The organism is Cytophagia bacterium CHB2 (genome assembly GCA_030263535.1).
Taxonomy (GTDB): Bacteria; Zhuqueibacterota; Zhuqueibacteria; order Zhuqueibacterales; family Zhuqueibacteraceae; genus Coneutiohabitans.
This window is the reverse complement of sequence record SZPB01000659.1, coordinates 1-1,762: the sequence shown is the minus strand read 5'-3', so window position 1 is coordinate 1,762 and position 1,762 is coordinate 1. Positions and strand designations below refer to the sequence as shown.

General features: G+C 51.3%; 2 protein-coding genes. Both read left to right on the top strand.

Translation table 11 applies throughout. The annotated features are described in order from the left end of the window. Positions 1-1,267, top strand: a 1,267-nt coding sequence (locus FBQ85_29975; protein ID MDL1879360.1) for a T9SS type A sorting domain-containing protein, incomplete at its 5' end; no start/stop codon positions are given. A gap of 100 nt (positions 1,268-1,367) precedes the next feature. Further along, on the top strand, positions 1,368-1,762 hold a 395-nt coding region (locus FBQ85_29970), incomplete at its 3' end, for a hypothetical protein (GenBank protein ID MDL1879359.1).

Sequence of the window (1,762 nt, the reverse complement as noted above, 5' to 3'; positions counted from 1 at the left end):
TTTAGCGTACTATTTTGTGGCCCAATGGGTGCAGCAAACGTTTCTTTCCACGGAGAATTTGTACAAGGTACGTTTTGTCAATAATCACGTCGGCTGGGTGTTGGGCGGAAGCGGCGTTTTCAAGACCACGGATGGTGGCAATTCCTGGACGAGGCAAGACTCCACTTTAGGATACGGCGATGCGCTGTTTGCTTTGAACCAGGATGTGGCATTCTATTCGAGCTCTGGAACGTTTGCGCAACCGTCCCCACCTTGGCTGCGCCGCACGATTGACGGCGGTATTTCCTGGCAAACGGCAGACAACAGCTATTTCCGTTACTCGGATTTTGCTTTTGTAAATGACAGCACCGGCTATGCGGTGGCGTCGAATCAGGATTTTTCCTCCGGCATTCTGAAAACAGTAAACCGCGGCAAAACGTGGCAAACGATCGCTACGCGATTTTCAGAGATCAAATATGAGCTTATTGCAATCACATTTGTGGATACGGCGCGCGGCTGGGCGCTCTCTTATGACGCCTTTGTGTACCACACCGATGATGGCGGAGCAACCTGGGCGCTGCAGGATTCACTTCGTCCGCGCCCCTTTCTTTTGCCCACACGCGATATTGTCTTCACGACGCCTGACAGTGGCTGGATTGTGGGAGGCCTTGCGGGCAACATGCTGATTGCCAGAACAGTTGATGGCGGCAACAAATGGGATGCGACAGTACAAGCGGGATGCAGCTTGCGCGAAGTCTCTTTTATGGATTCACAAACAGGCTGGAATGCCGGAGCCGTGCTCGGGCCGCCTTTCATTCTTCGCACACAAGACAGCGGCAACAATTGGCAAACACAAACCCTTCAACCTGCAACTTTTTCAGGCATTGAATCCTTGTTCATGATAAATGAAAAATTGGGCTGGGCTGTCGGTGGTACGCCGGGAAGAGTCTACAAATTCGATCATGCCACTTCTGTCGAAACGTGGCCATTGGCTTTGACCGCGCCGCCGGAAGCATTCTATTTAGCGCCCAATTATCCCAATCCCTTCAATGCCGGGACGCGCATTGCCTACAGCATTCCACACGAGGCGCCGGTAAAAGTAGCGATTTATGATCTTTCCGGACGTGAAGTGGCGGTGCTGGAAGACGCGCAGAGGCCGGCAGGATTTTATGAAGTGGCTTGGGAGGGCCGCGACCATGCCGGGCGCGAGGTTCCCAGCGGCGTTTATATTTACAAGCTGCGTGCGAATTTCCAGAATCTGAGCCGCAAGCTTTTGCTCCTGCGTTAAGCCGCGCCGGTTGACAAACAAAATGACAGTTTTGCCTAGCTTGACGGTAGCGGAATCATTTTTTCGAAAGAAGGGCAGAGGCCCCCCGAGGCATGAATCATTGGAAGGCGCGAGCAGGCCGGAAATCATCGCAGAAAGAAATTTTCTATTCCTACCTCAAAACTTTTTGAATGCGATATTGCTCATTGTTTTGCTTCTTTGTATCTTCCCGCCATCACTTCAAGAAGCCGTGCTTCAAATAATGGCGCTCAAAATCGGCTGCTGTTCCATTGCGGCAACTTTGCCAATTGCAGCAGAATGGCGACCCGGAGCGCCGCGACACCTCAGGCTTCAGTCGATACAAAAATCTTTTGTTCGTGACAAATCATTTGTTGAAAATCATTTCATCCTGGGAGATAGCTTCATGCTTTTTCGCATGCTTTATGACGACAAACTCGCGCAGGCATCTTACCTGATTGGCTGCCAGCGCACGGGTGAAGCTTTGATAATTGATCC